Below are 26,242 nucleotides of genomic sequence, written 5' to 3'. Positions count from 1 at the left end.
CGGCGCGCGTCCGCGGCCTTTTCGCGAACCCCCGTACGGCTCTCACCTGCCGTTCGTCGGATCACCTCCGCTGTGCCGCCAGCCGGATGGGCGCGTTGGCCGCGCCGAACCCCGAGTAGCCGCCGGAGCGTTGCACGAACTCGAAGAAGACATGGCCGACCGTCTCGGTGTAGCAGTGGCGGAACTCGCCGCCCCGCTCGTCACGGTCGTAGAGGATGCCCAGCTCCCGGTAGGTCTCCAACTCCCCCTCCGGGAACTCGAACCGCGCCTCCAGATCGTCGTGGTAGTTGGCCGGAACCTGCAGCAGCGCCGCCCCGGCCGCCCGGAAGCGGCGCACCGCGGCGACGATGTCGTCGACGGCGAACGCCACGTGCCGGGCCCTGATCTCGCCGCCTTCCTCGGGGTTGGGCGCGAGGTTGAGGACCAGTCGGGGCCCCTCGGAGGAGGCGGACAGGGCGCGGCTGCGGAAGAGGCCGTAGGGGTCGGCGAGTTCGACGGTGTCGTGCGGGCTGAGACCCAGCACGGTGCGGTGGAAGAGCACCGACTCGTCGAAGTGGTGCCACGGCTGGGTGAGCGCGAGGTGGTCGATGGCCGTGACGTCGGCCGGACCACTCTCGGATGTGTAGGCGAAGTCGTCGGTCCAGCTGGGGAGTTCGGGTCGGCGGGTGGCGCAGAAGAGGACCTCGGAGCCGTCCGGGGCGGCGATCGACTCCAGCGGAACGTCCTGCGCGGTGCGGCGCTTGGGCAGGGCGGGGGCGAGCAGCGCTTCCGCCCGGCGTGCGGAGGCCGCCGGATCCGCCGTCTCCAGGCCTACGGCGGCCAGGGTGGTGTCGGTACGACGGCCGCCGGCGCCCGCGTTCACCAGGACACGTGCCTCGCCCTGCTCCCAGAGGTCGACCGGCTTGCCGTGATGGCGGGCCGTGCGGGAGAAGCCGACAGCCGTGAGGAGTTCACCGATGGGCTCGGGGTCGCTGGTGACGAGTTCGGCGAAGGCGACCCCGGAGGGGATCACGGGGGCCGGCAGCGGGGAGACTCCGGCGTTCTCCTCGAGGGCGAGCAGTGAGCGCAGTCCGTCCAGGGCGGTGCGGCCCGCGTCGGCCTGGCGGAAGACGTCGTTGAAGACCTCCAGGGACAGGGGTCCCGCGTATCCCGTGTTCAGGACGTGCCGGAGGAAACCTCCGACGTCGAAACCGCCCTGGCCGGGGAAGCAGCGGTAGTGACGGCTCCACTGGAGGACGTCCATGGCCATCAGCGGGGCGTCGGCGAGCTGGAGGAAGAAGATCTTGTCGCCGGGGATGTCCGCGATGCCCTTGAGGTACTCGGGTCCAGAACTCCGGGAGAGGATGTGGAAGCTGTCCAGACAGGTGCCGAGGGCAAAGTGGCCGGCGGCCTCGACGACCCGCCAGGCGTGGTCGTAGGTGCTGATGTGCCGCCCCCACGCCAGCGCCTCGTACGCCACCCGGATGCCGGACTCCTGCGCCAGGTCGGCGAGTCGGCTCAGCTGCTCAGCGGCGAGTGCGTCGTCGTCGACCGCCTGGGGCGAGACGCTGGAGCAGACGAGCACGGTGTCGGCGCCGAGCCTGCGCATCAGCTCGAACTTGTGCCGGGCGCGCCGGAGGTTGCGGGTGAAGACCTCCTCCGGGACGGCCTCGATGTCGCGCATCGGCTGGTACAGGTCGATGCTCAGCCCCAGGTCGGCCGTGCGCGCGGCGATCTCCTCGGGCGTGAGGGGGCTCGCGAGGAGGTCGTTCTCGAAGATCTCGACGCCGTCGAAGCCGGCCCGTGAGGCGGCTGTCAGCTTCTCGGTGAGGGTGCCGCTGAGGCAGACGGTGGCGATGGACTTGCGCATGCTCGCTCCCTGGAACACCGACTCCGGACCGCTAGGTGGCTCACATGGTCCGCTGTGCGGTCAGCCTAGAGTGCGAGGACAGCTCGAACAAGGGCGTGCCGGGCAGAAGAGCCTCGAGGCCGGGCCACATCGGGCCCATCAGGCAGCCGGGGCCGGATCCGCCACCCCGCACGTCGCGGTTTCCTCGGTCCACGCAGCGGACTACCGTCGAGGCATCATGGTCGACGGCCGCATCGGAGAGCCGGGGCGGACGCAGCGGGAAGGCAGTGCGTGAGCGAGGAACAGACACGGGCGGGGGGAGAGGGCGTGCGCAGTGTGCGGCGGGCGTTCGACATCCTCACCCTGCTCAGCGAGGACCGGCCCGTGGTCACCCTGCGGGAGATCACCGAGGCGACCGGGCTCGCGAAGACGACCGTGCTGCGCCTGGTGCAGACCCTGGAGGAGACCGGCCTGCTGGGCTCGCACCCCTCCGGCTACACCGCGGGGCCCGCGCTGTGGCGCTGGGCCCATCTCGCCCGCAGCCAGTGGGAGGTGCCGCAGGAGACCCGGAAGGTGATGCGCGACCTCGCGGACCGGCTCGGCGAGACCGTCAACCTCTTCGTCGCCCGGGGTGTCCACCGCATCTGCGTGGCCCACGAGGAGAGCCCGCACCCGCTGCGCCATGTCGTCGACGTCGGTGACGAGCAGCCCCTGTGGGCCGGCGCCTCCTCGAAGGTCCTGCTGCGGGATGCCTCCGAGGCCCTCCTGCACAGGGTCGCCGCCGCCTCACCGCAGGGCGAAGGCCATGTCGAGCAGCTGCGGGCCCGGGCCCTGGAGGCGTCCGAACGGGGATACGCCGTCAGCAGCAGCGAGTGGGACGAGGGGCTCACCGCCGTGGCGGTGCCGGTCACCGGCCGCACCGGCGAGGTGGTCGCCTCCCTCTCACTCAGCGGCCCCAGCCACCGCTTCCCCTACGAGGCCGTCGAACGTTTCGCCACGGAACTCGCCGAGGGCGCCCGCCTCATCTCCGGCCAGGGCTTCAGCCACCCGCTGAGCAGCAGCATCTGAGCCGAGGGACCCCTCAGGGGGCTCCTGCGCACCGGGGCGGGTGAAAAACCGGGCGGTGCGCGAGGTATTGACGCTTCCCGTGGGGCTCCTATCATCCATCTGGCCTGCCTTGGGAGCGCTCCCACATCGCGCTCCCACATCTGTGATGCTCCCGCCCCCCCACCGTACGAGGAGAGTCATGCACCTTCTCACGCGTATACGGCGGCCCCGTGCCGCTCTCTCAGCGCTGGTGGCCGCCACCGCGCTGGTCGCCACCGGTACCGCCGCCACCGTTCCCGACCCGACCGTCAAAGCCTCCACCCTGGGCGCCCAGGCGGCCCAGTCCGGGCGGTACTTCGGAGCCGCGGTCGCCGCCGGAAAGCTGGGCAACTCGACGTACGCGGCCATCCTGGACCGCGAGTTCAACTCGGTCACACCCGAGAACGAGATGAAGTGGGACACCGTCGAGCCGTCCCGCGGCTCGTTCAATTACGGTCCCGCCGACCAGATCGCGAGCCACGCGTCGGCGCACGGCCAGCGGCTGCGCGGCCACACCCTCGTCTGGCACTCCCAACTGCCCGGCTGGGTCGGCTCGATCACCGACTCGGCCACGCTCGGCAGCGTGATGAACAACCACATCACCCAGGTGATGAACCACTACAAGGGCAGGATCTACGCCTGGGACGTGGTCAACGAGGCCTTCGCCGACGGCAGCGGCGGCGGGCGCCGGGCCACGGTGTTCCAGAACGTGCTGGGCAACGGATACATCGAGCAGGCCTTCCGGACCGCGCGGTCGGCCGACCCGGCGGCCAAGCTCTGTTACAACGACTACAACATCGAGGACTGGAGTGCGGCGAAGACCCAGGGCGTCTACCGCATGGTCCAGGACTTCAAAGCCCGGGGCGTGCCCATCGACTGTGTGGGATTCCAGGCGCACTTCGGCAGCGGCGGACCGCCCTCGAGTTTCCAGACCACGCTGTCGAACTTCGCGGCGCTCGGCGTGGACGTGCAGATCACCGAGCTGGACATCGCGCAGGCTCCCGCGACGGCGTACGCGAACACGGTCCGGGCATGTCTGAACGTCTCGCGCTGCACCGGCATCACGGTGTGGGGCATCCGCGACAGCGACTCCTGGCGGGCCTCGGTGACTCCGTTGCTGTTCGACGCGAACGGCAACAAGAAGGCGGCGTACAACGCGACGCTGACGGCGATGGGCGGCACGCCCGCCGTCGCCAGTGACGCGGCCGCTCTGCCCGGCAGTTACCGCTGGAGTTCCAGCGGTGTGCTGATGTCACCGAAGTCGGACTCGACACACACCATCGCCGGGCTGAAGGATCCGTCGGTCGTCTACTACAACGGCAAGTACCACGTGTTCGCGAGCGTCGCGAGCTCGGCCGGCTACAACCTGGTGTACCTGAGCTTCACCGACTGGTCGCAGGCGGCTTCGGCCACGCACCACTACCTGGACCGCAGCGCCATAGGAGCCGGGTACCGGGCGGCGCCACAGGTGTTCTACTTCGCCCCGCAGAACACCTGGTACCTCGTCTACCAGACCGGCAACGCCTCGTTCTCCACGAACAGCGACATCTCCAACCCCGACGGGTGGAGCGCGCCCCGCACCTTCTACTCGGCCATGCCGGACGTCATCAAGCAGAACATCGGCGGCGGTTACTGGGTCGACATGTGGGTCATCTGCGACAGCGCCGACTGCTATCTGTTCTCGTCCGACGACAACGGACACCTGTACCGGTCGCAGACGACCCGGGCGCAGTTCCCGAACGGGTTCACCAACACGGTCATCGCGGCCCAGGACTCCAACAAGTACGCGCTGTTCGAAGCCGCCAACGTGTACAAGGTGCAGGGAAGCAACCAGTATCTGCTGCTGGTGGAGGCGATCGGGTCCGACGGGCGGCGCTGGTTCCGCTCCTGGACATCCGGCAGCCTCGCCGGTTCGTGGGCCCAGTTGGCCGCGACGGAGGGCAATCCGTTCGCCCGGGCGAACAACGTCACCTTCCCCGCGGGCAGTTGGACGAAGGACATCAGTCACGGCGAGATGATCCGCGCCGGGTACGACCAGACGCTGACGATCCCCGCCTGCAAACTCCAGTACCTGTACCAGGGCAAGGATCCGAACGCGGGCGGCGACTACAACAGCCTGCCGTGGCGCCTGGGGCTCCTCACCCAGACCGACTCAACCTGCTGACAGGCTCCGGGGCGAGGGTGCCGTTCGCGCCCTCGCCCCGGCCCCCCTTCAGCGGGGCTCGGACACGAGGTTCCTCCTCGGCGTCCGGTGTTCCGGTCCCGGTCAGGCGTTCTCGTCGAAGCTCGCGAAGTAGGCCGCGGCCATGTCCTCGTCGCCGTGGCCCTGGGCGGCGGCACGCTCGAAGCGTTCGGCGCTCGCCGCGGCCACGTCCAGGCGGACGCCGCCGCGCTCACCGGCCTCGACGATCAGCCGGGCGTCCTTGGCGGCGGTGGAGACCGCGAACTGGGCCGGTGACAGCCGGTCGTCGAGGACCATGGCCGACTTCGCCCGCAGGTAGCCCATGTCGAGCGGGCCGCCGTCGATGGCGTCGAAGAAACTCTGCGGGTCGACGCCGAGGGCCTTCGCCAGGGCGAGCATCTCCCCGGCCGCGTTGGTCACCGACAGGACCCAGCTGTTGGCGACCAACTTCAGCCGGGTCGCGCTGCCCTCCCCGCCGTCCTCGCCCGTCCACACCGTACGCGCGCCGACCGCGTCGAAGACGGGGGCCACGGCGTCACGGCCGTGGACCGGTCCGGCCGCGAGGACCAGCAGCTGACCGGCCTCGGCCGGCTGGCGGGTGCCCAGAACGGGCGCGTCGAAGAAGACCAGTTCGTGTGTGCGGGCGAAGGCCGCCAGGTCGGCGATCGCCTCGATGCCGGCGGTGGTCGACTGCACCCACGCGGTGCCCGGACTCAGCGCGTCGGCGGCCTGTCGCATGACGTCCAGGGCAGCGGGCCCGTCGTAGAGGATGGTCAGAACGACGTCGGCGCCCCGCACGGCCTCGGCGGGGCTGTCGGCGATCTCCACACCGTCCGCGGCCAGCGGTTGCGCCTTGGCGGCGCTGCGGTTCCAGGCGCGGACGGTGTGCCCGGCGCGGACCAGGTTGCGGGCCATCGCGGCGCCCATGATGCCGGTGCCCAGGACGCTCACGGTGAGCTTGTCGGTCATGACGTCAACTCTCTGCGGGGGTGCGGAAGTACTGTCAGGCGTCGATCTTGCCGGATGCGGCCCGGACCGCCCGTCGGGCCACATCCCTCTTTCACGTGGCTGCCCCGCACGGTGGAGCCCACTCCCCCGGCTGCCGGACTCACGGCGCGGCCAGGAGCGGCTCCACCGTGACGAATCCCTGCGTGTCCGCCGCCGGAAACAGCGCGTCCGGGCCGTAGAGGAAGCCCGCGACGGCCGGGGTGGCGCGGTAGGCGAAGAGGGAGGCCGGTACGCCGAGGATGGCCGGGGTGTCGAGGAGGAACGGGAGTTCACTGTCCAAGTACTCCGCGCCCGCGGCCAGTTGGCCGTCGGTCGGGGTCCAGTCGGCGGGCATCGTGGTGCGCAGGACACCGGTGACCATACGGGTGCAGGTGGCGTGGAACGCCGGCTGCTCCTGGTGCGCGCGGGTGACGCGTTCACGGGCGGCACGGTAGGCGGGGACGTCGTAGAAGTCCGAGAACTGCGCGACCCGCAGCCGGTCCGGGTCCATCCGTGCGGTCGCCACCGCCCGGGAGATGCGGTTGGCCGTCTGGCGTACGTCCCGGTGGGCGCGGGCCCGGGCGTGCCGGGGTTCGTATCCGCGGCCGAGGTAGGTGCAGGCGACGGTGTCGGCGTCGGGGTGGGCCAGCTCGACACGGGTGAAGCGGGCGGCGGCCCAGCGCAGCAGTGCGACGAGCCGGTCCTCGGAGAAGTACCCGTTGCCGGGGCTGATCCCCAGGAACACGTGGTGTCCGGCTTCGACGAGGCCGGCGCAATGCTCGGAGAAGGGAGTGGCGACGAAGCCGTCCCCCCGGTAGGCCACGAGCGAAGGTGCCGATGGCGTCGGCATGGCCCAGTCGTGCATCCGGTGCGGTCCCCCGTCTCTCCGCACGATCGGTGCGGCGCGCTGCTCTCGACGTCGAGACTAGGGCCTGTCCGGCGGATCAGGCCGACTCCAAGGAACGGCGCCGTGTCAGCGCAGGTGAGCGGGGCCATGGGGGTCCCCCCGCGCGAGCGAAGCCGAGCGTGGGGGAGCGTCCAGCTGCAAGGCGGAGGAGGGAGTCGACGCGGAGCGATGGGGGCCCCTCCCGCTCGAGCGAAGTCGAGAGTGGGGGGAGTGACGACAACGCCGCAGATGCGCGGCCCCCTTCGCTGTGACGGATCCCTCAGCGCGTCTCTTCGGAACGGGTCGCTTCATCCCCTGTCCGGGGCGGATGGTGGGCGGCATGAATGATCACGGCATTGCATCCGTCGGCGAGGAGGCCGGTGAGGTCCGGCGTTTCTGGGAGGGCCTCGGGCTTCCGGGTCTGATCGACGTCCACACCCACTTCATGCCCGAGCGTGTCCTGCACAAGGTGTGGGAGTACTTCGACGCCGCAGGGCCGCTGGTCGGCGGGGCGGGATGGCCGATCACGTACCGGAAGGACGAGGCGGAGAGAACGGCCGTACTGCGGGCGTTCGGCGTTCGGGCCTTCACCGCGATGCTGTACCCGCACAAACCCGGCATGGCCCGATGGCTGAACGGATGGGCGGCCGACTTCGCCCGCCGCACCCCCGACTGTCTGCACACCGCCACGCTCTACCCCGAGCCGGATGTCGCGGCCTACGTCCGCGAGGCCGTCGAAGCGGGCGCGCGCGTGTTCAAGGCCCACGTCCAGGTGGGCGGGTACGACCCGGCCGACGAACTCCTCCAGGAGGCGTGGGGGGTGCTCGCCGAGGCCGGAATCCCCGTGGTGATCCACTGCGGCTCCGGGCCCGCGCCCGGCAAGCACACCGGCCCCGGGCCCGTCGCGCAAATCCTGGCGCGGCACCCGAGGCTGCGGCTGATCGTCGCGCACATGGGCATGTCCGAGTACGAGGAGTTCCTCGACCTCGCCGAACGGTTCGACGAGGTGCGGCTGGACACGACGATGGCGTTCACCGACTTCACCGAGGCGTTCATGCCGTACCCGGCCCGGGCCCTGCCCCGCCTCGCCGCACTCGGCGACCGCATCCTGCTCGGCTCCGACTTCCCCAACATCCCCTACCCGTACCTGCACCAGCTCCAGGCCCTGGAAAGGCTGGAGCTGGGCCAGGAGTGGCTGCGGGCCGTGTGCCACGACAACGCGGCGGACCTGTTCGGCAGACCTGCGTCCTAGACGAGCGGCTTCTCCAGGATCGCCTTGCGGTGGCTGAAGGTCTCGATGGAGTACCGGCCGTGGTAGTTGCCCATGCCGCTCTCCCCGACCCCGCCGAACGGCAGGTCGGAGACGGTGAGATGGGCGAGGGGCAGGCCGTAGCCGAGGCCGCCGGAGGAGGTCTCGTCGGCGATGCGGCTCCGGGTCGTGTCGGAGTCGGTGAAGACGTACAGCGCGAGGGGCTTGTCCCGGTCGTTGATGAAGTCGATGGCCTCGTCGAGACCGGGGACGGTGACGATCGGCAGGATCGGGCCGAAGATCTCCTCCTGCATGACCGGCGCCTCGGGCGCCACGTCGGCGAGGACGGTGGGCGCGATGTACTTGGTCGTACGGTCGCTCTTGCCGCCCACGACCGTGCGTCCCGAGTCGAGCAGACCGGCGAGGCGGTCGAAGTGCCGCTCGTTGATGATGCGGCCGTACTCGCCGGAGTCCGCGGGGTCGCTGCCGAACACCTTTTCGACAGCACTCGCGAGCAGCGGCTCCAGGGCGGAGGCGGTGTCCGGGTCGGTCAGGACGTAGTCGGGGGCGACGCAGGTCTGGCCGGCGTTGAGGAACTTCCCGCGGGCGAGCCGGTCCGCGACGACGGTGAGGTCGGCGTCGCGGTCGACGAACGCCGGGGACTTGCCGCCCAGTTCGAGGGTGACCGGCGTGAGGTGCTCGGCTGCGGCGCGCAGGACGATACGGCCGACAGCGCCGTTGCCGGTGTAGAAGATGTGGTCGAAGCGCTCGGCCAGCAGGGCCGTGGTCTCCGGGATGCCGCCCTCGACGACCGCGACGGCGTCGGTGTCCAGGTACGCGGGCAGCAGCCGGGCCAGCGCGGCGGAGGTGGCCGGGGCCATCTCACTGGGCTTGACGACCACCGCGTTGCCCGAGGCGAGGGCGCCGGCCATGGGGGCGAGCAGCAGCTGGGCCGGGTAGTTCCACGGGGCGATGACGAGGACGACACCCAGCGGGTCGTACTGCGTCCAGGCGGTGGCGTCGGTGCCGAGGTGCGCGGGGACGGGGGCGGATTCGGGGCGCAGCCAGTCGGTGAGGTGGTCGAGGGTGTGGTCGACCTCGCGGATCACGAAGTCGATCTCGGTACGGAAGGCCTCGGTGGAGCTCTTGCCCATGTCGGTGTGGAGGGCGGCGGCCAGTTCCGTGCCCTTCTCCGTGAGCATCTCGCGCATCCGGCGCAGCTGGGCCGTACGCCACTCGACGGGCTTGGTGCGGCCGGTGCGGAAGGTGGCGCGCAGCCGGGCCACGATGTCGGCGGGCTGCTCGGAAAGGGGCTGGTTCACGGTGCCTCGCTGGGGGTGCGCGGGCCTTGCGGCCTGGATGTCGACTGTCAGATGTATATACCAACCTTTTGGGTGCCGAAACAATTCCGCGCCGGACGGCACTACTTTCCGTCACACGAAGGCAGCAGAGCGCTCACACCGCGAGCGACCCGCGTCGGCGTCGGAGATAGGCGCGTTCCGCGGGGTTCTCGGCGAGTCCGGCGGCCTTTTCGTAGGCCCGTGCGGCCTCCGTGTCGCGGCCGAGCCGGCGCAGCAGGTCGGCCCGGACGGCGTGCAGGACGTGGTATCCGTCGAGCTCCAGCGCGTCCACCAGGGCCAGAGCCCGCGCCGGTCCGTCGGTCTCGGCCACGGCGACCGCGCGGTTGAGGGCGACGACAGGGCTGGGAGCCACGGCCATGAGCTGGTCGTACAGCCGAAGGACCTGGATCCAGTCGGTCGGCGCGTCGCTGTGCACGGCCTGGATGGCGGCCTGGATCTGGTACGGCCCCGGCCGGTTCCGGCGCAGACACCGCCGTACGAGTGCCTGCCCCTCGGCGATGAGCTGCCGGTCCCAGCGGTCCGGGTCCTGCTCCGACAGCGGGACGAGGTCACCGCTGTCGTCGGTGCGGGCGGCCCGGCGGGACTCGATGAGCAGCATCAGCGCGAGGAGCCCGGTGGCCTCGGGTTCGTCCGGCATCAGGCCGGTCAGCAGACGGCCCAGGCGTACGGCCTCCGCGCACAGCTCGGGTGTGCCGCCGTACCCCTCGTTGAAGATCAGGTAGACGACGGCGAGGACGCCCCGCAGCCGGTCGGGAAGGTCGGCGTCGCGGGGGACGCGGTAGGGGATGCGGGCGTTGCGGATCTTGGCCTTGGCACGGACCAAGCGCTGCGCCATGGTCGGTTCGGGGACCAGGAAGGCGCGGGCGATCTGTGCCGTGGTGAGCCCGCCGAGCAGTCGCAGGGTGAGGGCGACCTGGGCCTGGGGCGCGAGCGCGGGGTGGCAGCAGGTGAAGACGAGGCGGAGCCGTTCGTCGCGCACGGGGCCCTCCTCGGGCGGTGCGTCGGGAGCGTACAGGAGGGCGGCCTCGGCGTGGCGGGCCTCTCTGGTGGACTCGCGGCGCAGCCGGTCGATCGCCCGGTTGCGGGCGGTGGTGATGATCCACCCGGCCGGGCCGGGCGGTACGCCGGTCTGCGGCCAGCGCCGGACGGCCTCGGTGAAGGCGTCCTGGACCGCTTCCTCGGCGAGGTCGATGTCGCCCAGGAAGCGGACGAGGACGGCGACCGCGCGACCGTACTCCTCGCGGAAGACGGCCTCCACGTCAGGGTGCATCAGTCCTCGGCCGCGTGCTGGAAGGGGCGGACCTCGACGGGCAGCGTGGTCGCCAGGGCCGCCTTGCGCCCCCACTCCAGGGCCGCGTCCAGGTCGGGCGCCTTCACGATGCACAGGCCGCCGAGCTGTTCCTTGCCCTCCGCGTACGGGCCGTCGGTGATCAGTACGTCGCCGTCGCGGGGCCGCAGCACGGTCGAGGAGTCGGGGCCGTGCAGTCCGCCGGCGAAGACCCAGGCGCCGGCCTCGCGCAGCTCCTGGTGGAAGGCGTCGAGCCGCTCGCCGATCCCGGCCAGCACCTCGGGGGCGGGCAGTTCGTCCCAGCCGGGCTGCATGACGTTGAGCAGGTAGTGCTGCATGACGGTCTCCTCGGACACTCGATGTGAGCTTCTCTCACCTCCTACACGAACGGCTCACCCCCGGATCGACACCGCGCGCGACGGCATCGGGAGAATCTTTTCCATGACCACCGCAGCGCACCCGCTTCTCGTCACCGCCCGCGCCCTCGCCGACGGCCTCCTCGCCCCGCACGCGGCCCGGGTCGACCAGGAGGGCGTGCCCGCGAGTCACATCGAGGCGGTCAAGCGGTCGGGGCTGCTCGGCGTGAGCGCGCCGAAGGAGTACGGCGGTGCCGGCGCCCCCGACGCGGTGGCCCGGGAGGTCCAGGAGATCCTGGCCGGGGCCTGCTGTTCGACGTGGTTCGTTCAGACCCAGCACCACTCGCCGGTCAGGCTGCTCACCCAGACCGGGCTGCCGGTGCGGGAGCGACTGCTCGGGCCGCTGTCGTCCGGCGAGCTCCTGGCGGGCATCGCGTACGCGCACGTCCGCGCGTTTCCCCGGGTGCCGGTGCGGGTGACGGCCGAGCGGGGCGGCGTTCGCTTCGACGGGAGGGTGCCCTGGTACACCGGCTGGGGGCTGAACGACGTGATGCTGCTGGCCGGGGTGACCGAGGCGGACGAGGTGGTGTTCGCGTTCGCCGAGGCTCGCGAACAGCCGGGGCTGCGCGCCTCGCCGCCGATGCGGCTCGCGGCGCTCTCCGCGGCCCGGACGGTGTCCCTGGAACTGGACGGGCTGTGGCTGCCCGAGGAGTCGGTGGTACTGCGCACCCCGCAGGAGAAGTTCGCTCTGGTCGACCGGCCCCGCGCCACCAACGCCTCCCCCGCCGTCTTCGGCGTGGCGTACGCGGCGCTCGCAGTCGTGGAGGAGGCCGGGGAGCCGAGGACTTCGGCGGCCCTGCGGTGCCACCTGGACGAGGTCCGGCGCCAGGCCTACGACCTCGCCGAGCACCCCGTCCCGCATGAACACGTCGACGAACGGCTGGCACTCAAGGCCCGGTCGTACGACCTCATGCGCGCCGCGACGACCGCGGCTGTGGTGGCGGAGGGCGGCCGGGCCATGGATCTCGCAGGTACGGCCCAACGGCTGTTCCGCGAGGGGATGTTCCTCCTCGTGCAGGGGCAGACGAACGAAGTGCGGCGCGCACATCTGGACGCCCTCGCCGAGGGCTAGGGCCCGTCGAGGAGGGCGGCCAGGAGTTCCGCGGGGGCGTCCTCCTGGACGAGGTGGCCGGCGCCGGGGATGAGTTCGAGACGGGCGTCCGGGATACGGGCGACGAGTTCGTGTCCCTTGGCGACGGGGATCCAGTTGTCGTCCTCGCCCCAGCACACCAGGACCGGGATCGCGATCTCGCCGTACCGGTCCTGGACCTCGTCGGTGTGGCGCTGGTCGGCCTGGGCGATCTGGCGGTAGAAGGCCGCCTGGCCGGGCTCGCCGAGCCAGGGTTCGACGAGCCGGTCGAGCACCGCCGGGTGCAGGCCGGGGCTGCTGGCGGAGCTCACATACTCGCGGACAAGCGCCCGGTGCAGGGCGGACGGCAACTGGTCGAAGACGTCGGAGTGCGCGCCGACGAGCCGGAAGAACGGTGATCCCCAGGGAGCCAGCGCGACCGGGTCGACGAGGGCGAGCGAGCGGTAGCAGGCCCCGTGCAGCAGATGGGCCCGCAGGGACACCGCCCCGCCGAAGTCGTGGGCCACGACCCGGGGTTCGTCCAGGCCCCAGTGCGCGAGGAGTTCGGTGAACACCGTGCTCTGGGCCGCCAGGGAGACGTCCTGGCCCGCCGACATCTCCGAGGAGCCGTAGCCCGGCATGTCCCACACGAACACCTGGTGGTGACGGGCGAGGGCGCGGGCGACGGCACGCCACACATAGGAGGAGAAGGGAGTGCCGTGGAGGAGGACGACCGGGTCCCGGCCCGGTTCTCCGAAGGTCTCCCATCGGACATCACCGGAACTGCTCCGGAAACTCCTGGTCAACGGCCATTCACTCACGTGACGGTCTCCTCTCGGCACCCCCCCGCCGGACCGCTCAGCTCGCGAACGGCACCTGTGCCGAGGGCGCGGGGCGCGCATCGAAGGGGTGCTGCCACAGCCCCTGCCCCGCCAGTCGCGGCAGGACACCCTCTCCGAACCAGTAGGCCTCCTCCAGGTGCGGGTAGCCGGAGAGCACGAACTCGTCGATGCCGAGGGCGTGGTACTCCTTGATCCGCTCGGCGACCTCGTCGTGGCTGCCGACCAGCGCGGTGCCCGCACCGCCGCGCACCAGGCCGATGCCGGCCCAGAGGTTGGGGTAGATCTCCAGTCCGGCGCGGTCGCCGCCGCCGTGCAGGGCGAGCATCCGCTGCTGCCCCTCGGACTCGCTGCGGGCCAGTCCCGCCTGCACCGACCTGACGGTCTCCGGGTCGAAGCCCTTGAGCAGCCGGTCCGCCTCCGCCCAGGCCTGCTCGGAGGTGTCGCGGGTGATGACGTGCAGACGGATCCCGAAGCGCAGGGTGCGGCCCTGCTTCGCCGCGAGCGCCCGGATCCGGGCGATCTTCTCGGCGACCTGCGCGGGCGGCTCGCCCCAGGTGAGGTAGACGTCGACGTACTTGGCGGCGATCTCCCCGGCGATCGGTGAGGACCCGCCGAAGTACACCTCGGGCACCGGGTCGGGCACCCGGGCGAGCTTCGCGTCCTCGACGTGGAGGTGCTCACCGTGCAGGTCGACGGTCTTGCCCTCCCACAACCCCCGTACGATTTCCAGGAATTCTCCGGTACGGCGGTAGCGGGCGTCCTTGTCGAGGAAGTCCCCGTAGGCCCGCTGCTCGTGGCTCTCCCCACCGGTGACCACGTTGAGCAGCAGCCGCCCTCCGGACTGGCGCTGGAAGGTGGACGCCATCTGTGCGGCGAGGGTCGGCGAGACGGAACCGGGCCGGAAGGCGACCAGGAACTTCAGGCGCTCGGTGTTCTGGCTGACCATCGCGGTGGTCAGCCACGCGTCCTCGCACCAGGCACCGGTGGGTGTGAGCGCCCCGACGAAGCCCAGGTCCTCGGCCGCGCGGCCGATCTGGCTCAGGTAGGCGACCGTCGGCGGCCGGTCCCGTCCGGAGACGGTGGCGGGCGTGCCGTGGCCGCCACCGACGACGTGGCGGCTGTCGCCGTTGGTGGGCAGGAACCAGTGGAAAGTGAGGGACACGTGGGGTCTCCGATCAGAGCAGGCCGTGCCGGGGCGGCCGGGTTCCGTTGAGCACGTACCGGCCGATGTGCTGGATCTTCCAGCGGGTCGGATCGTGCAGGGTGTGGGTGCGGGCGTCACGCCAATGCCGGTGCAGGTTCAGGGAGTTGAGCGCCGATCGGGTGCCGGACACCTCGAAGAGCGCGCTCGCCACCTCCACGGACGCCTGGGCCGCCTGCACCTTGGCGGCGGCCACGGCGATGGAGGCCTCGGCCGCGGAGTCGTCGGTGAGATCGGCCTGGGCCGCCTCCACCGCGCGGGCGGCCTCCCGCAGCAGCGCTTCGGACGCCCGTACCTGGAGGGCGAGTTCGCCGAAGCGCTGGATCAGCAGGGGGTCCTCGGCAGCCGCCTCGACGCCGCTCTCGAACCAAGGCCGGCTCTTCGTCCGGACGAACTCGGCCGCCTCCGCGAGCGCTCCCTGGGCGATTCCGGCGTCGATCGCGGCGTGCAGCAACTGGGCGACCGCTCCGTGGAGTTGCGGTCCCTCGAAGGTGAGGTGGTGGGGCAGCACGCGGTCGGCCGGGACCTCGACGCCTTCGAGGCGGACGGTGCCGCTGGCCGTCGTCCGCTGGCCGAGTCCGTCCCAGTCGTCGATCACCGTGAGACCGGGGGCGTTGCTGGGCACGTAGGCGACGTGCAGCTTGTCGTCGTCCGCGCGGGCCAGTACCGGGATCCAGTCGGCGAACAGGGCGCCGGTGGAGTAGTGCTTGACGCCGTCCAGACGGTACGAGCCGTCCGGCCGCGGGTGCAGGCGGGTGCGGATGTCCTGGACGTGCTTGGTGCCGGCCTCGGACTGCGCGTTGCCGAGGCGACGGCCGGCGAGCAGCTCCGCGAAGAAGAACTTCCGCTGCTCGTCGGTGCCCTGACGGCGGATCACGTTCACGTAGGCGAAGTGGCTCTGCGGGATCTGGGAGAGGCTTCCGTCGGCGGAGGCGAGCAGCCGGAAGACCTCGGCCAAGGTCGACGCGCTCACGTCCGCCCCTCCGTGCTCGGCGGGGACGGTGACGGCGAGCAGCCCGGAGGCCGAGAGACGGTCCAACTCCGCGCGGGGCAGCCTGCGTTCGGCGTCCCTGACGGCAGCTCCCGTGCGGAACTCCGCCGCCAGGGACGCGGCGACCGCGAGGGCCTCCGCATCGTCGGCGATCACATGGGCGGGCGCAGGCCCCCTCGTGGTCGCCATCGCGTGCGTGGTCACGGCGCTCAGCTCGCCGCCGCCAGCACCGGCAGCCGGCCCAGCGCGGTCGAGAACTGGTCCACCACCTGGGTGAGCGCCTCCGTCGCGGCCGGCGCGACGGTCAGCGAGCCGTCCTCCCGCACGGTGATGTCCTTGTCGAGGGTGAACCAGCCCTGCACGATATGGGCCGCGCCCATGGAGCTGAGCACCGGACGCAGCGCGTAGTCGATGGCCAGGACGTGGGCGGTGGAGCCGCCGGTGGCCAGGGGCAGCACGGTCTTGCCGGTGAGGGCGTACTGCGGGAGCAGGTCGAGGAGGGCCTTGAGGACTCCTGAGTACGACGCCTTGTAGACGGGGGTTCCGACGACGACCCCGTCGGCGCGTGCGAACAGTTCGGTCGCCTCGACGATCGCCGGGTGCCTGAAGTCGGCGCCGAGCAGGGCCTCCGCGGGGATGGTGCGGACGTCGAGCGGGATCACCTCGTGGCCCTGTGCGGTCAGACGTCCGTCGAGGTGACGCAGCAGTCGATTGGTGCGGGAGGAGGCGGAGGGGCTGCCGGAGACGGACAGGACGGTGGCCATGCGGTCCTCTTTCGGGGAGGCGGGGTGCCCCCTGTTCAGGAAGGGGCACCCCTGGGGGAGCGGTCAGGAGTACCAGGTGGGTTCGGGCAGTTCGCCCTCCAGAACCCAGCGGCCGACCTCGCGCCGCTTGTACGCGACGGGGTCGTGGAGCGTGTGGGTCCGGACATTGCGCCAGAACCGGTCCAGGCCCTCGGAGGTGGCCGTGGAGCGGGCGCCGGTGACCTCGAAGATCCGGTTCGAGATCTCCAGGGACACGTCGGTGGCGCGGGCCTTGACCGCGGCCACCCGGACCTCGAAGTCGCCGCGCGTCTTCTCGGTGACCGCGTCGGGGTCGTCGTGGAGTTTCTGCCCCTCGGCGGCGACGGCGTCGGCGAGGGCCTCGACCGCCCAGAGCTTGGCGGTGAGATCGCCGTAGACGTCGATGACGTACGGCTCGTCGACTGCGCGCTCGAAGCCACCGTGCAGCCAGGAGCGGGACTTCTCGCGGGTGTAGGTGGCGGCGGTCTCCAGAGCGCCGCCCGCGATGCCCAGGTAGAAGTTGACGAAGACCAGCTGGATGGTGGGGACGTTGAGGGTGTTGTAGACGCGCGGCTGGAACACCTTGTCGACATAGCCCGCGGCGGAGGACCACGGTGTGCGGACGCCGTCCAGGGTGACGCCGCCGCTCTCGGTGAGGCGCTGGCCGATGTTGTCCCAGTCGTCGTGGAAGGTCAGGCCCTCGGAGTCGGAGGGGACGATGGCGAAGACATGCTGGTCGGTGCCTTCCAGCACGCCTTCGAGAACGGTGACGTCGGAGACCTTGCTGCCGGTGGAGAAGGTCTTGCGGCCGGTGTAGACGAGGTCGTCGCCGTCCTCGGTCACGACGACGTCCTTGTCGCGCGGGTTGACCGCGCCGCCGAAGAACCAGCGGTTGCGGCTGGCCTCCGCCTCCACGTGCTCCCACTGTTCCCGGGTGCCGACCAGGCGGGCGGCCCAGAACCACAGGTAGTGGTAGCCGAGGAGCTGGCCGACGGAGCCGTCGGCCTTGGAGATCTCGCGGATGACCCGGTAGGCGGTGGGCCAGTCCTGGCCTGCGCCGCCGTGCTCCCTGGGCCCGAGCAGGGTGACGAGGCCGGCGTCCTTGAGGAGCTGGACCTCGGCGTAGGGGGTGGCGCCGGCGCGGTCGCGCTCGGCGGCGTCGGTGGCGAGGACGGCGGCGGCCTCGGCGGCGCGGGCGATCCAGTCCTGGGCGGTTTCCGGGGCGGGGCGGGTCTGCCAGTCGGTGGGCGTGACGGTGCTCATGCGGTTGACCTCTCTCGCAGCCGGGATCAGGCGTGGGCGGATACGGACTCGGGCGCCGTGTCCGGGAGTTGGGCCTCCAGTTCACGTACGAGCGGCAGCACCCGGCTGCCGAAGTACTCGACCTCCTCGTGGTAGTGCAGGAAGCCGAGGAGGAGCAGGTCGACGCCGAGCTTGCGGTACGCCACGATGCGCTCGGCGATCTGCTCGGGTGTGCCGATCAGGCCGGTGCGGAAGCCGTCGTTGTACTGGACGAGGTCCTCGAAGGTGGAGTCCTGCCACATGCCCTTCTTGTCGCCGGTGGACTGTCCGGCCTGCTTCACGGCGGCGCCGAAGCCCTCGATGGCCTCGTGGTCGGCCTTGGCGACGATCTCCCGGAGGGTCTCGCGGGCCTCGGCCTCGGTGTCCCGGGCGATGAGGAAGCCGTTGAGGCCGAACTTCGGTGCGGTGCGCCCGACTTCGGCCGCTGACTTGCGGACGTCGTCGAGCTGCTCGACGACCCCGTCGAAGTCCTTGCCGTTGGAGAAGTACCAGTCGGAGACCCGGCCGGCCATGGCGCGGGCGGCGCTGGAGTTGCCGCCCTGGAAGATCTCCGGGTGCGGCCGCTCCGCGGTGTTGAGCGGCTTGGGCTTGAGGGAGAAGTCACGCAACCGGTAGAAGTCACCGGCGAGTTCGGCGTGGTCCTCGGTCCAGATGCTGCGCAGGGCGGTGATGAACTCCTCGGAGCGGCGGTACCGCTCGTCGTGCTCCAGCCAGGGCTCGCCGAGGGCGGTGAACTCGCCCTTGAACCACCCCGACACGACGTTCACGGCGAAGCGGCCCTTGGACAGGTGGTCGGCGGTGGCGCCGAGCTTGGCAAGGACGCCGGGATGCCACAGACCGGGGTGGACAGCGGCGATCACCTTCAGCCGCTCGGTGGCGAGCAGCAGGGCGAGGCTGAAGCTGGTCGACTCGTGCTGGAACTCGGCGCCGTAGCTGGCCATGTAGCGGACCTGGCTGAGGGCGTACTCGAAGCCGTTGTTCTCGGCGAGGACGGCGAGTTCCCGGTTGTAGTCGTACCCCCAGTCGGTACGCTGCTCGATCCTGCTGGTGACGAGTCCTCCGCTGACGTTGGGGACCCAGTAGGCGAATTTCACGGGCGCGGGCATGCGGAACTCCTGTTGCGGAATGTTTTCGAGCACGCCGAATTCAGAGGCTGCGGTCAAGGGACGCGCGGGCCCATTGAATTCAGGCGGAGAAAGAAGAAAACGCGGCGGATCGCAGTGGGTTGATCAGGCCGCAGAGCAACAGGAGGCGCTGGAGACGCGCGCGAGGTCGACATGGCGTCGCCGCGTGAGGTCCAGTCGCGTGTTCATGGCATCGATCGTGACAGCCGTCGGTGAGAGGCGTCAAGGAAATCCCGGTCGATCTCGTATCGCGGACCGTTGATTTCACGAACGGTGGCAGAGAAAAATTCGAACGGGCCGTGAACAGGCCCGCATTCGATCCCGCCTTGAACGAGAAGTGCGGAACACGCACACACACCACGGCCGGCCGCCCGCGGTGTGCGTGCGCCCGGCCGAGGCCGTTCGTCCGGTCGTTCAGTCCTCGTCGCGCCCGGGGACGACCACGAGGAACGCGTCCGCGTTCAGATCCATCACCACGGTCGCGGGCTCACCCTTGGCGCGGCGCTCCGCCGCGTACTCCTCCGCCGGCCATGATCCGCGAGGAGCTCCCGCTGGAAACCGCTCCAACACCTTCGCGCCCATAGTGGCCGACACCTCCAGCATCGATCTGCGACTCGAACCGTTCTCTCGTATCAGTGCGGCTTCCCGCGATGAGCGTGACCATGTTCCCGCCCTCGCTCTTTCGCCTGTCGACCGCTCGGCGCATCCGAACCGGACCACCGGACGGAAGTGATCGGCAGGGGGAACCGAGACGAGGGACCGAGGGCCGATGGAGCGTGACGACACGCGAGAGGGACTGCACTGCCTGGTGACCGGTGCCACGGGATACATCGGCGGACGGCTCGTCCCCGAGCTCCTCGTCGCGGGACACCGGGTGCGCTGTCTGGCCCGCTCCCCCGACCGGCTGCGCGACCACCCCTGGGCCAACCATGCCGAGGTGCTGGGCGGCGACGTGACCGACGCCGGGTCCGTCGCCCGTGCCCTGGAGGGCGTCGACGTGGCGTACTACCTGGTGCACTCGATGAGCTCCGGAAAGGACTTCGAGGAAACCGACCGCAGGGCCGCGCGGATCTTCGCCGAGCAGGCCCGGGCCGCGGGCGTGCGGCGGATCGTCCACCTCAGCGGACTCACCCCCGCGGGCGTGCCCGAGGACGGGCTCTCCCCGCATCTGCGCTCACGCGCCGAGGTGGCCCGCATTCTGCTCGACTCAGGAGTGCCGGCCACCGTCCTTCGGGCGGCCGTCGTCATCGGCTCGGGATCGGCCTCCTTCGAGATGCTGCGCTACCTGACCGAGCGCCTTCCGGTGATGGTCACGCCGAGCTGGGTGCGCACCCGCATCCAGCCCGTGGCCGTCCGCGACGTGCTCGGGGCCCTCGTCGGCAGTGCGCGGATGCCGTCGCACATCAGCCGGACCTTCGACGTCGGCGGACCGGACGTGCTGACGTACCGGCAGATGATGCTCAGGTACGCGACGGTCGCCGGCCTGCCGCGCCGGGTCGTCCTTTCTCTGCCCTTCCTCACCCCCGGGCTCTCCAGCCACTGGGTGGGACTGGTGACGCCGGTGCCCGCGTCCCTCGCACGGCCGCTCACCGAGTCGCTGCGCCACGAGGTGGTCTGCCACGAGCACGACATCTCCCGCTACGTCGCCGGCCCGCCCGCTGGTCCGACCGGTTTCGACGACGCCGTACGACTGGCTCTGCGAAGGGTGCGGGAGGCGCGGGTCAGCACCCGGTGGTCGTCGGCGTCGGTGCCCGGCGCCCCGAGCGACCCCCTGCCCACCGACCCCGGCTGGGCGGGCGGAAGTCTCTACGACGACCAGCGGGAGCTGGCGGTCGATGCTCCGCCCGGGGCACTGTGGCGGGTCATCGAGGGCATCGGCGGTGACAACGGCTGGTACTCCTTCCCGCTCGCGTGGGCGGTACGGGGATGTCTTGACCGGCTGGCGGGCGGGGTCGGACTGCGCAGGGGGCGCCGGGACGCCGCGCATCTGCGGGTCGGCGACTCGCTGGACTTCTGGCGGGTCGAGGAGATCGAGCCCGGCCGACTGCTGCGGCTGCGGGCCGAGATGCGCCTGCCGGGCCTGGCCTGGCTGGAGATGCGGGTGAGCACCGGCGCGGACGGCCGCACCCGCTACCGGCAGCGTGCCCTGTTCCATCCACGCGGTCTGCTCGGCCAGGCCTACTGGTGGAGCGTCTCCCCCTTCCACGCGATCGTGTTCGGCGGTATGGCCCGCAACATCGCGCGGGCCGCGGCGAGTAAGGCCGCCTGCGCACCGGGTCGCGCTCCGGCCGCCTGAGCCTCCCGCCCCTCAGCCCATCCGTCGGCCCGCCCCACGAGCTGCCCTTCGGTTCGACGGGAAACCGATCACCACCGGATCAAGCGGATCTCCGACGGATCCGCCCCACTGCACGGAGTACGCGTCATGAGCATCTCGGTCGTCCTGTTCACCTGCGACCTGCGCCTGCACGATCATCCGCCGCTCACCGCGGCTCTCGACGGCACCGAGGAGGTCGTCCCGCTGTTCGTGCGGGACCGGGCCGTGGACGTCGCCGGGTTCGCCGTACCGAACCGGCTGGCGTTCCTCGCCGACTGCCTGCGCGATCTCGACGCCGGTCTGCGCGAGCGGGGCGGCCGCCTGGTGGTGCGCCACGGCGACCTCGTCGACCAGGTGTGCAAGGTCGCCGCCGAGGCCGACGCCGACGAGGTCCACATGGCGTCCGACGTCAGCGCCCACGCGCACCGGCGGGAGGAGCGGCTGCGGCGGGCCCTGGAGGCCGAGGGCGTACGGCTGCACGTGCACGACACGGTGACCACGGCTGTCGCTCCGGGTGCGGTGGTCCCGGCCTCCTCGGACCACTTCGCCGTCTTCACGCCCTACTTTCGGCGCTGGTCGCAGGAGCGGGTGCGGGAGCCGCTCGGGGCACCCCGGACCCTGCGGGTCCCCGACGACGTCGGGTCCGAGCCGCTGCCGTCCCGCACCAGCCTGTCCGGACTCTCGGCGGGACTCGCCGAGGGTGGCGAGGGGGAGGGCCGACGGCGGCTGGCGGCCTGGCTGCGCGGCGGTGTGTCCGGGTACGAGGACGGCCACGACGACCTGGCCGGCGACGCGACCTCCCGGCTCTCCCCGCACCTGCATTTCGGCACCCTCTCCCCCGTCGAACTGGTCCACCGCGCCCGCCGGTCGGGCGGTCCGGGTGCCGAGGCCTTCGTACGGCAGCTCGCCTGGCGTGACTTCCACCGGCAGGTGCTGGCGGCCCGCCCCGCCGTGGCCGACGCCGACTACCGCACCCAGCACGACAGTTGGCGCTCCGAGCGGGCCGCGCACGAGGATGTCGAGGCGTGGCGGGAGGGCCGCACCGGCTACCCGGTCGTCGACGCGGCGATGCGTCAACTGCGGCACGAGGGCTGGATGCACAACCGTGGCCGCCTGCTGACGGCGAGTTTCCTCGCCAAGACGCTGTACGTGGACTGGCGCGTGGGCGCCCGGCACTTCCTGGGCCTGCTGGTCGACGGCGACGTCGCCAACAACCAGCTCAACTGGCAGTGGATGGCGGGCACCGGCACCGACAGCAGGCCCAACCGGGTCCTCAACCCGGTCACCCAGGGCAAGCGGTACGACCCCGACGGTGCCTACGTCCGCCGCTGGGTGCCCGAGCTGGCCGCGCTGGAGGGTGCCGCGGTGCACGAGCCGTGGAAGCTGCGGGGGCTGGACCGCGCCGCCGTCGACTACCCGGACCCGATCGTGGAACTGTCCGACGGTCTCGCCCGTTTCAGGCGGGCCCGTGGTCGCGACTGAGGCCGGCCGGGTCCTTGGACGAGGGACCCGCGCGTGACGCGGGCTGCCCGGACGGCTGGACAGGCTCGGCGGCGTACAGACCGGCCAGAGTGTCCAGGGCGTCCCTGAGGACCGTCGGCCGCAACATGCCCTGGCCGGAGTGGCCGAGCCAGCCGGGTCCGCCCAGCATGACCAAGGGGCTCCGGCGCGCTCCCTTCACGCCCCATTGGGCTCCGGCGACGTGCCGGGCCAGCGGCAGGTTCGCCGAGGAGCGGGCCTGGGCCCACAGGACGACGGCCGCCGGGCCGAGCCGGTCCACCGCGGCGGTCAGCGCTTCGGCGGGTACGGCGGCCCCGAACATCCTGGTGGGCAGGCGCAGTTCGCCCAGGCCGGCGTTGAGCGCCTCCAGCGGCAGCGTGTGCTGCTCGCCCGGGACGCACGCCAGCAACAGCGGCCCCGGGCCCAGCGCGTCACCGTGCCGGGCCGGCGGGCGGGTACGGCGGCGCAGTGTGGTGGAGATGTGCCAGGACAGCAGGTGCTCGACCTCGACGTAACGGTCCCCGGACGAGGCCCACTTGCGGCCCACCGCGTGCAGCGTGGGTACCATCACCTCCTGCCAGGCGACGATGAGACCGTGGGTGTCGACGGCCGTGGCCAACTGCTCCTCCACGGCGGGCGCGTCGAGGCGTACGGCGGCGCGGGCGAGCCCGCGGCACTCCTGGCGCACATCGCCCAGAGGGAGGGTGCCGGCCGCCCGTGACCGTGCGTGGGGCGCCGGTTCCGGTGCCCTCGGCGGTGCCGGGGACGCGGAGTCCTTCGCCGCCCGTGCGGCCTCGGCGGGCGGCACGCCCGCCGACGTGAGCCGGCACATCGTCTCCAGTACGGCGACGTCCCGCGGGGTCCACCTGCGGTGCCTGCCGTCGGCGCGGACGGCGGGGCCGATGCCGTAGCGGCGGTCCCAGGAGCGCAGCGTGGTGGGCGACACCCCGAGCCGACGGGCCAGGGACCCGGTGGTGAGGCTCGCCGCGAGACCCCGGGAGGCCCTCTCCGGCCGGGCCTCCCTGTCCTCACCGTCCGGATCGTCAGGCATGGCTCGACTGTACGACGCAGAACCGATGCGAGTTGATGACCATGTCCCGGGGCTCGAACGAGGGCGGCACACCACACGCTCCGCCCGGCACGGACCCAGGGCACTGCCTCCGCTACACATAAAGGGAAAATAAGCGCACACTGTACACAGGCGGCGCTAACCGCAAACCGCACCAGACGCGGTCAGGCCTGTAGTCGAAGGAGACGAATCATGGCCAACGTCTCGCCCACCAGAGGTGACATCACCAGCCACCCTGATGCTTCAGAAATGCGGGAACGCTACGCCCGCATGCTCGGCGGTCGCGATGTGGCGCTCGTGGACGGACCGGTGTTCCTGCTCGGTCTGTACTGCGCCGTATCCCCCTGGATACTCCACTACACGACCAGCCAGCCCGCCCTCGTGACCCACAACCTCATCGTGGGCATAGCGATCGGCCTGCTGGCCCTCGGGTTCACCCAGACCCCCGAGCGCATGTACGGCCTCAGCTGGGCCTTCTGCGCGGTCGGCATCTGGATGATCATCGCCCCCTGGGTCGTCGGTGAGAGCCCCGACGCCGGTGTGGCACTGAACAACATCATCATCGGCGCCCTCGCGCTGGTCCTCGGGATGATGTGCACCGTCACGGCGGCGAAGAGCGTCCCCAAGCCGTAGGAACCCTCTCGACAGGAGACGTGGAGGCCGGCCCGCCCTGCGCGGACCGGCCTCCACGCGCGCTCGTCGGACAGCACAGCGGGCCGGTCAGTCCAGGAAGGCACCCAGCTCGTGCCGCCGGGCGGCGACCCAGGCCCGCGCGGCCCGCACCTCCTCGACGACCCCCTGCTCACGCAGGCCGATCATGGCCGGTTCCCCGCGCAGCGCCCCGGCCTCGATCCCCCTCCAGCACCGGTCCTGCCACCACAGCACCGTGTCCAGCAGTTCCTCGCGCCCGTCGAAACCGTAGGCGTCACAGACCAGCCGGATGCGGTGGGCGGTCTCCCGTACGTCGGTGACGCCGGGTCCCAGGTCGAGGTACTGCCAGCAGACATGGGCGATGTCGTGGACCCGCCGACCCGGGGCGGCCAGGTCCCAGTCGATCAACGCCACGGGCCGCCACACATCGTTCTCCACCGTGTACACGGTGTTCTTCGGCGCGAGGTCGTTGTGGCACACGACGTCCTGGTCACCGGCGAGCGGCGTCCCGTGCGTCAGGTCGTGGAAGGCGCGGACGAGTCGGGCGACCTCCGCGAGAGCGTCGTCGGTACGGACGGCGGCGCGCTCGCGCGCGGTCACGGCGGCCCGCCCCGCGATGTGGCGGAAGACCTCCCGGCCCTGTTCGTCCGTACCGAGGAAGCGGGGCGCGATCTGCCGCCCGTCGCCCTCCAGGAGCGCGAGCAGATGCCCCACGAAGGCCGACCGCTTCGAGGGTGTGCGCCGCACGGTCTCCCCGATCCGGACGACTTCGTTGACCGCGCCGCCGCCGAGCACCCTCTCCGCCACTTGCCGCCTCCCCGGGGCAGGATCGACCCATGGACACCAACAGAACCTTCACCCTGGTCCCGCCGGTAGGCCTCGAAGGCTACGGCGTCCGGCTGCGCGAGTGGGAGGACACCGACCTCGCCGACCTGGTCGCGCTCTACGACGATCCGGAGATGGCCCGCTGGACCCCGGTGGCCTCGCCGTTCGGCCCGGACGCGGCGCGCGCCTATCTCGCCGGAGCGCGGCAAGGCCGGGCCGAGGGGCGCAAGCTCCAGTTGGCCGTCACCGCGGACGGGCTCGTTCCCCTGGGCGAAGTCCTGTTGTTCCGCAGCGGTTCGGACGAACGGGACCTGGAGCTCGCCTACGGAGTCGGCGCCGCCCACCGGGGGCAGGGGCTGGCCAAGAGGGCCGTGAGGTTGGCCGCCGAGTACGCGGTCGCGGAGATACGGCCCAGGCGTGTGCTGCTCCGCATCGACGCCGCCAACGCGGCGAGCGAGGCGGTCGCCCGGTCCTGCGCCTTCGAGCTTACGGACGAGCCGCCGGTCAGGAGGGGGTCGCGGGACCGGGAAGCAGTCCTGCGGACGTGGCGCCTGCGTGTCTGAAACCGCGAGGCACGCGTGCCGGACGAGCGTGCGCCCGCCGGCACGCTGCGCGTGGTGTCCGACGGGCGCACGGTGACCGGCCCCGGGACCGGGTGGGTCCCGGCGCGGTTCAGCTGACGTTCAGCGCCGTGTCGTCGATGACGAACGACGTCTGGAGGGTGGAGCCCTCCGTGCCGGTGAACTTGAGGGTGACGGTCTGCCCGGCGTAGCCCGCCAGGCTGAAGCTGCGCTGTGTGTAGCCGGAGGCCGCGTTGAGGTTCGAGTACGTGGCCAGGGTGCCGAGCACCGTGCCCGAGCTGTTCAGGACCTGCACCTTGAGGGTGTCGTAGGCGGTGCTGGTGGTGGTCTCGGCGGTGTCGACGTGCAGGTAGAAGCTGAGCGTGGCCGTGGTGCACCCGGACGGCACGGTCACCGACTGGGACAACGTGTCGGTGGTCGCGGTGCCGTAGCCGTCGAGCCAGGCATAGTAGGAGCCGGTGCGCGCGGACTCGCTGCTGGAGTTGGTGATCACCCCGCTGCTCGCGGCCCAGGTCGAACTGCCGGACTCGAAGCCGTTGTTGCCGAGGAGTTGGGCGGCCGTGCAGGTGGAACCGCCTCCGCCGCCTCCGCCGCCGCTGCTGCTCCCGCCGGCCAGCCACTCGGTGGCGTTGAGGGCGAGGGCGGCGTTGGTGGCGCCGGTGTCGTTCCAGCCGTCGTAGAGGGTGTTGCCGGACTGGCCGGTGCCGT

At 71.3% G+C, this 26,242-nt stretch carries 24 protein-coding genes and 1 pseudogene; 8 read left to right on the top strand and 17 right to left on the bottom strand.

Going from position 1 to position 26,242, the window contains the following annotated elements; translation table 11 throughout:
• Positions 1-61 precede the first annotated feature (61 nt).
• Positions 62-1,849, bottom strand: coding sequence for a bifunctional sugar phosphate isomerase/epimerase/4-hydroxyphenylpyruvate dioxygenase family protein (locus ACFYRX_RS28840; protein ID WP_389105620.1), 1,788 nt, complete (start codon positions 1,847-1,849; stop codon positions 62-64).
• Positions 1,850-2,119: 270 nt separating this feature from the next.
• Here ACFYRX_RS28840 and ACFYRX_RS28835 point away from each other — a divergent pair, with 270 nt between their 5' ends.
• Positions 2,120-2,896, top strand: coding sequence for an IclR family transcriptional regulator (locus ACFYRX_RS28835; protein WP_389105617.1), 777 nt, complete (start codon positions 2,120-2,122; stop codon positions 2,894-2,896).
• Positions 2,897-3,074: 178 nt separating this feature from the next.
• Positions 3,075-5,078, top strand: a complete 2,004-nt coding sequence (locus tag ACFYRX_RS28830) for a non-reducing end alpha-L-arabinofuranosidase family hydrolase (RefSeq protein ID WP_389105614.1) — start codon at positions 3,075-3,077, stop codon at positions 5,076-5,078.
• 102 nt (positions 5,079-5,180) lie between these two features.
• On the opposite strand, the gene ACFYRX_RS28825 is transcribed toward ACFYRX_RS28830, so the two are convergent.
• Entirely contained in the window at positions 5,181-6,065 is an 885-nt protein-coding gene (locus ACFYRX_RS28825) for an NAD(P)-dependent oxidoreductase (RefSeq protein ID WP_389105611.1), read from the bottom strand.
• A gap of 139 nt (positions 6,066-6,204) precedes the next feature.
• Entirely contained in the window at positions 6,205-6,933 is a 729-nt protein-coding gene (locus ACFYRX_RS28820; protein ID WP_389105608.1) for a tRNA-dependent cyclodipeptide synthase, read from the bottom strand.
• A 376-nt stretch (positions 6,934-7,309) separates the two neighbouring features.
• Between ACFYRX_RS28820 and ACFYRX_RS28815 the strand changes: the two genes are divergently transcribed.
• Positions 7,310-8,221 (top strand): amidohydrolase family protein, encoded by a 912-nt coding sequence (locus ACFYRX_RS28815; RefSeq protein WP_389105606.1) that lies wholly within the window; start codon positions 7,310-7,312, stop codon positions 8,219-8,221.
• Here ACFYRX_RS28815 and ACFYRX_RS28810 read toward each other — a convergent pair.
• The 3 genes from ACFYRX_RS28810 to ACFYRX_RS28800 form a co-directional block, all read right to left on the bottom strand.
• The gene (locus tag ACFYRX_RS28810) at positions 8,218-9,540 is read right to left on the bottom strand and encodes an aldehyde dehydrogenase family protein (RefSeq protein ID WP_389105603.1); all 1,323 of its coding nucleotides are present in this window, start codon (positions 9,538-9,540) and stop codon (positions 8,218-8,220) included. The genes ACFYRX_RS28815 and ACFYRX_RS28810 overlap by 4 nt on opposite strands.
• Before the next feature lie 133 nt (positions 9,541-9,673).
• Positions 9,674-10,849 carry an RNA polymerase sigma factor gene (locus ACFYRX_RS28805; protein WP_389105600.1) on the bottom strand — a complete coding sequence of 392 codons (1,176 nt, stop codon included), beginning with the start codon at positions 10,847-10,849 and terminating at the stop codon, positions 9,674-9,676.
• On the bottom strand, positions 10,849-11,205 hold the full coding sequence (locus tag ACFYRX_RS28800) for a YciI family protein (protein ID WP_389105597.1): 357 nt from the start codon (positions 11,203-11,205) through the stop codon (positions 10,849-10,851). The genes ACFYRX_RS28805 and ACFYRX_RS28800 overlap by 1 nt, the downstream gene beginning before the upstream one ends.
• A 103-nt stretch (positions 11,206-11,308) precedes the next feature.
• Between ACFYRX_RS28800 and ACFYRX_RS28795 the strand changes: the two genes are divergently transcribed.
• Positions 11,309-12,355: an acyl-CoA dehydrogenase family protein gene (locus ACFYRX_RS28795; protein WP_389105594.1), complete on the top strand. Its 1,047-nt coding sequence runs from the start codon at positions 11,309-11,311 to the stop codon at positions 12,353-12,355.
• On the opposite strand, the gene ACFYRX_RS28790 is transcribed toward ACFYRX_RS28795, so the two are convergent.
• The 8 genes from ACFYRX_RS28790 to ACFYRX_RS28755 all read right to left on the bottom strand — a co-directional run bounded on the left by ACFYRX_RS28790 (position 12,352) and on the right by ACFYRX_RS28755 (position 19,197).
• Positions 12,352-13,173, bottom strand: a complete 822-nt coding sequence (locus ACFYRX_RS28790) for an alpha/beta fold hydrolase (RefSeq protein WP_389105591.1) — start codon at positions 13,171-13,173, stop codon at positions 12,352-12,354. The two genes, ACFYRX_RS28795 and ACFYRX_RS28790, sit on opposite strands and share 4 nt — an antisense overlap.
• Before the next feature lie 37 nt (positions 13,174-13,210).
• Positions 13,211-14,356 (bottom strand): LLM class flavin-dependent oxidoreductase, encoded by a 1,146-nt coding sequence (locus ACFYRX_RS28785; RefSeq protein ID WP_389105589.1) that lies wholly within the window; start codon positions 14,354-14,356, stop codon positions 13,211-13,213.
• A 13-nt stretch (positions 14,357-14,369) separates the two neighbouring features.
• Positions 14,370-15,575: an SfnB family sulfur acquisition oxidoreductase gene (locus ACFYRX_RS28780; protein ID WP_389105586.1), complete on the bottom strand. Its 1,206-nt coding sequence runs from the start codon at positions 15,573-15,575 to the stop codon at positions 14,370-14,372.
• Positions 15,576-15,595: 20 nt separating this feature from the next.
• A complete protein-coding gene (gene ssuE, locus ACFYRX_RS28775; protein WP_389105583.1) occupies positions 15,596-16,150 on the bottom strand; it encodes an NADPH-dependent FMN reductase in 555 nt (184 codons plus the stop codon).
• 63 nt (positions 16,151-16,213) lie between these two features.
• Positions 16,214-17,431: an acyl-CoA dehydrogenase family protein gene (locus ACFYRX_RS28770; RefSeq protein WP_389105581.1), complete on the bottom strand. Its 1,218-nt coding sequence runs from the start codon at positions 17,429-17,431 to the stop codon at positions 16,214-16,216.
• Positions 17,432-17,457: 26 nt separating this feature from the next.
• A complete protein-coding gene (gene sfnG / locus ACFYRX_RS28765) occupies positions 17,458-18,576 on the bottom strand; it encodes a dimethylsulfone monooxygenase SfnG (protein ID WP_389105578.1) in 1,119 nt (372 codons plus the stop codon).
• A gap of 123 nt (positions 18,577-18,699) precedes the next feature.
• Positions 18,700-18,783, bottom strand: a complete 84-nt coding sequence (locus tag ACFYRX_RS28760) for a putative leader peptide (RefSeq protein WP_389106261.1) — start codon at positions 18,781-18,783, stop codon at positions 18,700-18,702.
• A gap of 225 nt (positions 18,784-19,008) precedes the next feature.
• Positions 19,009-19,197 carry a hypothetical protein gene (locus ACFYRX_RS28755; RefSeq protein ID WP_389105576.1) on the bottom strand — a complete coding sequence of 63 codons (189 nt, stop codon included), beginning with the start codon at positions 19,195-19,197 and terminating at the stop codon, positions 19,009-19,011.
• 166 nt (positions 19,198-19,363) lie between these two features.
• Here ACFYRX_RS28755 and ACFYRX_RS28750 point away from each other — a divergent pair, with 166 nt between their 5' ends.
• Together ACFYRX_RS28750 and ACFYRX_RS28745 are read left to right on the top strand one after the other, a co-directional pair.
• Positions 19,364-20,890 carry an SDR family oxidoreductase gene (locus tag ACFYRX_RS28750; protein WP_389105574.1) on the top strand — a complete coding sequence of 509 codons (1,527 nt, stop codon included), beginning with the start codon at positions 19,364-19,366 and terminating at the stop codon, positions 20,888-20,890.
• A gap of 126 nt (positions 20,891-21,016) precedes the next feature.
• On the top strand, positions 21,017-22,390 hold the full coding sequence (locus ACFYRX_RS28745) for a cryptochrome/photolyase family protein (protein ID WP_389105572.1): 1,374 nt from the start codon (positions 21,017-21,019) through the stop codon (positions 22,388-22,390).
• Here the strand turns inward: ACFYRX_RS28745 and ACFYRX_RS28740 are convergent.
• Positions 22,365-23,459: a MerR family transcriptional regulator gene (locus tag ACFYRX_RS28740; protein WP_389105569.1), complete on the bottom strand. Its 1,095-nt coding sequence runs from the start codon at positions 23,457-23,459 to the stop codon at positions 22,365-22,367. The genes ACFYRX_RS28745 and ACFYRX_RS28740 overlap by 26 nt on opposite strands.
• Before the next feature lie 210 nt (positions 23,460-23,669).
• Here ACFYRX_RS28740 and ACFYRX_RS28735 point away from each other — a divergent pair, with 210 nt between their 5' ends.
• Positions 23,670-24,110 (top strand): SPW repeat protein, encoded by a 441-nt coding sequence (locus ACFYRX_RS28735; protein ID WP_389105566.1) that lies wholly within the window; start codon positions 23,670-23,672, stop codon positions 24,108-24,110.
• 87 nt (positions 24,111-24,197) lie between these two features.
• On the opposite strand, the gene ACFYRX_RS28730 is transcribed toward ACFYRX_RS28735, so the two are convergent.
• The gene (locus tag ACFYRX_RS28730) at positions 24,198-24,935 is read right to left on the bottom strand and encodes a phosphotransferase family protein (protein WP_389105564.1); all 738 of its coding nucleotides are present in this window, start codon (positions 24,933-24,935) and stop codon (positions 24,198-24,200) included.
• Between the two features lie 29 nt (positions 24,936-24,964).
• Between ACFYRX_RS28730 and ACFYRX_RS28725 the strand changes: the two genes are divergently transcribed.
• Positions 24,965-25,516, top strand: coding sequence for a GNAT family N-acetyltransferase (locus ACFYRX_RS28725; RefSeq protein WP_389105561.1), 552 nt, complete (start codon positions 24,965-24,967; stop codon positions 25,514-25,516).
• 109 nt (positions 25,517-25,625) lie between these two features.
• Here ACFYRX_RS28725 and ACFYRX_RS28720 read toward each other — a convergent pair.
• A pseudogene (locus ACFYRX_RS28720) lies at positions 25,626-26,242 on the bottom strand (hydrolase); the annotation flags it as partial.

Origin of the sequence: Streptomyces sp. NPDC005374 (assembly GCF_042872225.1) — a bacterium.
Taxonomy (GTDB): Bacteria; Actinomycetota; Actinomycetes; order Streptomycetales; family Streptomycetaceae; genus Streptomyces.
This window is presented reverse-complemented; position numbering and strand designations above follow the sequence as displayed.